Source organism: Candidatus Zixiibacteriota bacterium, assembly GCA_022865345.1.
Taxonomy (GTDB): Bacteria; Zixibacteria; MSB-5A5; order MSB-5A5; family RBG-16-43-9; genus RBG-16-43-9.
In genome coordinates, this window is the sequence record JALHSU010000217.1 from 1 (window position 1) to 4,045 (window position 4,045).

The window sequence follows — 4,045 nt, forward strand, 5'->3', positions numbered from 1 at the left end:
CATCTAATTCGTCCCTTGTTCATTTCTAAAGAAAAATTCACTCAAATCGAATGACAAAAGGAATATATAAGCTAAAAGTATCGGCAGGGTAAAAGCGATATCCAGAAGCTTGAGCAGGCGGACCTCATTTGCCCAGAAAGATTTTAACCCAAGCTCAATTACTTTCAAGAGGGCAAAAGATATAATGAGGATGTAGGTGTCGACCAGGAATATCCAGAAGATCTGTCTTATTTTCTGTGGCAATTTGTTCCAGCCTCTCTTTAAAGCTAATACATTCTGTTTTTTGATCTCAATTACTTAATATCGTTATCGGTAAATAGTATTCTTTCAATAGAAGATTTCTTTTCTCTGAATTATTTATTTCTTTTCCTAATCAGCTTTTTGATGAACAGCATCTATCTTTAGGTAAAAATCATCAAAAATCCGAAAAGTAAGGTAAATCACCTAAAGTTTTGACCAGGTATTCCGATTAGAGAAAAAGTAGATGGGTATGAGGGGGACTGCATTTAATCTTCGCTGATCTATTCCCAGCAGCGGAAACATATTCCAATCAAACAAATCACTTTCTTAAGGTCTTTTATGGTGCCCGGTTTCTTTCGCCAGTTCTAGTTGAAAAGGATGAGGAGTTTTTTTTCTTGGAAATCCTAAAAAGAAAGGAGGTGATACAGAAGTGAAGGAAATGAGGAAGCTGTTGGGAAAAGAGAGCGGTTTTACTCTGGTAGAGTTAGCCATCGGCTTGGTGATTATCGGTCTTCTGATCGGCGCCATATTAGGCGGTGCCGCAATGATCAATAACGCCAAGATAAGAAGGCAGGTAAAGGACCTGCAGGGACTCTATGCTGGCTGTTACACTTATTTCGATAAGTTTGAGCAGCTGCCAGGAGACAGAGATGGCAATGGCCAGTTTGACGCAGATTCCACCGTGTGGAACGATCTGCAGTCTCAGAATCTGGCTCAGCAGGCCCGGAGGAGCCCGTTTGGAGGCACTTACGCGTGGGGATGGTCTGACGACACCCTAGTCTATCACAAGATGGGCAACTATGTCAGCATCAGTATACCACCGGATGTGGGTCAAAACATTGACAGGCAGTTAGACGATGGTGCATACACCAGCGGAGCAATAACTGCGAGTGCAGCTTACACTGGCTCAGGGAGGATTGATATTTACTACTTCATAGATTAACGGATTAAGAAGAAGTAGCAGGGGATGCATCCAGATGGATGCATCCCCTGCAAAAATCGCTTTTAGTGTCCTGTAGAATACCTCTACAGGGGGTGTGAGTTTAAATCAAAATAGGAATGAGGGGGAAATCCACTCTATAATTGACTTAATAGGGATTTATCCCTGGAATATCAGCTTTAAAGATTTTGTCAAGCTCCATAAATGAATAAAGAGAGAGGTTTTACTTTAATAGAGTTATTAATCGTTATGGCGATTATGGGAGTGCTTACCTTATCAGTGGTTAATCTTTATGGTGCGATTAGCAAACTGGAGAAAGAAAGGGCCACCAGAAAAGAGATGGAGGAGATAAAAAAATCGATTATCAATTACTACGAAAAGAACCTGGTTTTGCCATTACCGGACTCAAATTACGTTCTGCCGGTAAATGCTTTGGAACTACCTCCTTCAGCTCAGACCGATGAGAACTACAAAAATAAATATTATGCCTATGTGGCGACCAACCAGGGTGACCCATTTGAAGATTTGAAAGTCGATGGCAGGACCATCGGAACTACTGCCGCAGTTTTAATCTCTTCTGGAAGAAATCTTAGATTCGAACAGGAGAATGCAACTCTTTCTGATGGCACATATACTCAGAAGAGTACAGACGAAGACTTCGATGATATTTTGATATATATCTCCCAATCTGAGCTGGAAGCCTCCATATCCTGGAGAAGACAGATTGAGGAAGAACTCGCTATATTAAACCAGGCCGCCTTGATCCTGGCAGCCAATGACGATGATGAAGATGGTTTTGTAGATGAGGATTCTACAGACCCGTCCGGTAACTGGGATGGGGTAACAAATTGGGGGTTAGTAACCAGTGTTTCTTCCTTAACTCAGGCCGGGCTGGTAATGGATGCGGATAAGACTGTTGATCCCTGGGGAGTTAAATATCTCTGGGATGCTACTACTCATGAGTTCTATTCCTCAGGTCCGGATAAAGAAGACAATGGGGGACTGGGGGATGACATATCCATTTAAAAAGAGTCCGGTGTAAAATGAATTTAAGGAGAGAAATTGATCTTAGCAATTGACTGGGATGGAGAGATAGCTCGAGTGCTCTTGACTGAGCCGCAGAAAGACACCATGAAGGTGATCAAGCTGTTGAAACTCAGCCGTGAGGAACTGGCAAAATATCTTTCCCAGGAAAAGGGGAAATTAGATATTCGGTTGTGCGGTGGTCTTGAAGGCTCGGTACACAAGACCATTCTCGTGCCTCCATTGAAAGGGAATCTTTATAAGGAGGCAATCAAAAAAGAGACCCAAAAAATTCTGGAAGAGGAATCCGAATACCTATACGATGAGCTGGGCAAGTTAGAAGATGCGACCATCGGTACTCAAGTCAGGGTAATGGTAGTTGGCTTAGGCAGGAAGCATTTAGAGGAGCTTGCCTCGCTTTTGTCCGGATACAAGCCAAAATCGGTAATCTTCACCACCTATCCTGTAGCAGTGCGGACTCTGTTGGAGGATTTAGGTGAGCTGAAAGAAGATGAGACCGTAGCTTTTGTAGATGTCTGCGGGAGCAGAAGCCGAATATTGATATTCAAGGGTAGGGAGGTCAGGATCACACGGGCACTACCCTTACCTGTACAGGAAGATTTGGGAGAAGGCGACCGCCTGATTAAAGATATCCATCAGACCATCCTATTTTATACGGAGACTTATCCCCAGGATAAAATCGAAAAGATTGTGGTGGGCGGGAGCTTCAAGCCATCTGATTTTTTAGAAGCCCTGAAAAAGAAAGTCGATCTGAAAATAGTCCCGCTCTGGGCTGAGGAAATACTCCAAGGTTCTAATGAGGAGCTTTTGACCTATCCCGGATGCATGGGACTGGCTCTTCTTAATCCCCGAAAGTTTAATTTCTCCCTGGAGCCGGTCTCCTTCAGGGAAAAAAGGAAGAACAAAAGGATAGCGACTGTGTTAGCTTCTGTTTTTACTGCGGCAGTCCTTTTCATCCTTGGAGCAAATCTTAAATATTCAATAGACTGGCTCAGGTTCTTAGAAGAGGAGAAATCTGCCCAGGGAGAGATCAAAAAGAGAGAAAGTGAGCTTAAAGAGCTTTCCACTGAGCTTATCTCCAACTCGGTGGAGACCCAGCCTGCCTGGGCAGAATTTTTGATAGACCTGGCTAACTTGGTCCCGGAAGACGTTTCTCTTAATTCTTTGACTGTGAAAAAGGCAGGCAAAAAATATCAGGGTGAGTTCACTGGAGTTATTCAGGGTAAAGATAAAGTGGACAGTTTTTTTAGAGCTGAGGAGCTGAGGATTTTTCTAAACCGTTCCTCTGCGTTAACTAATCCTAATTTAGAGCGGAAACTGGATGGCGAGATACTGAAATTCAAAGCAAGCTTTGGCCTTAGTGGATAAAGAATGAAAAAACAATTCTTTCTCATAGCAGGTATAGTGATTGTCCTGGTTCTGTTTTTCGGGATAAAACACATCCGCTCCCTGCAAGCCCAGATAAACCAGAAGAAAACGAGCATGGCCGGGCTTAAAACTCATCTGGAGAGTTTAAAAAGGTTGACTGAATCTTTAGCCCTGAAGAGGTTAAAGGGTGGTCAACTGCGGGAAGTTCCTTATGTCTCAGAGCCTCAGGTGAATAAAGCTCTAATAGAGAAATTCGTACAGTCTTCATTTAGCCAAATAGGGCTGGAGTGCCAGGTAAAAGTTGGTCAGGAGAAAAACAGCCCTGATTTCCCCGGCCTGGTCGGCATAAGGGAAATACCTCTTGAAATCGGGGTCACCAATTATTCCTCTTATGACCAGATGATAATCCTTTTGGAGTATTTGAAAGAATATCCCTTTATCGTAGATTTGTTC

The 4,045-nt window shown here is 43.1% G+C and carries 5 protein-coding genes; 4 read left to right on the forward strand and 1 reads right to left on the reverse strand.

What is annotated here, in order from left to right; genetic code table 11:
- Positions 1–3: 3 nt before the first annotated feature.
- Positions 4–243, reverse strand: coding sequence for a hypothetical protein (locus MUP17_10630; protein MCJ7459434.1), 240 nt, complete (start codon positions 241–243; stop codon positions 4–6).
- Between the two features lie 436 nt (positions 244–679).
- Between MUP17_10630 and MUP17_10635 the strand changes: the two genes are divergently transcribed.
- The 4 genes from MUP17_10635 to MUP17_10650 form a co-directional block, all read left to right on the forward strand.
- Positions 680–1,183, forward strand: coding sequence for a prepilin-type N-terminal cleavage/methylation domain-containing protein (locus MUP17_10635; protein ID MCJ7459435.1), 504 nt, complete (start codon positions 680–682; stop codon positions 1,181–1,183).
- 201 nt (positions 1,184–1,384) lie between these two features.
- The gene (locus MUP17_10640) at positions 1,385–2,206 is read left to right on the forward strand and encodes a type II secretion system GspH family protein (protein MCJ7459436.1); all 822 of its coding nucleotides are present in this window, start codon (positions 1,385–1,387) and stop codon (positions 2,204–2,206) included.
- A gap of 36 nt (positions 2,207–2,242) precedes the next feature.
- The gene (locus MUP17_10645) at positions 2,243–3,592 is read left to right on the forward strand and encodes a hypothetical protein (protein MCJ7459437.1); all 1,350 of its coding nucleotides are present in this window, start codon (positions 2,243–2,245) and stop codon (positions 3,590–3,592) included.
- A gap of 3 nt (positions 3,593–3,595) precedes the next feature.
- On the forward strand, positions 3,596–4,045 hold a 450-nt coding region (locus tag MUP17_10650), incomplete at its 3' end, for a hypothetical protein (GenBank protein ID MCJ7459438.1).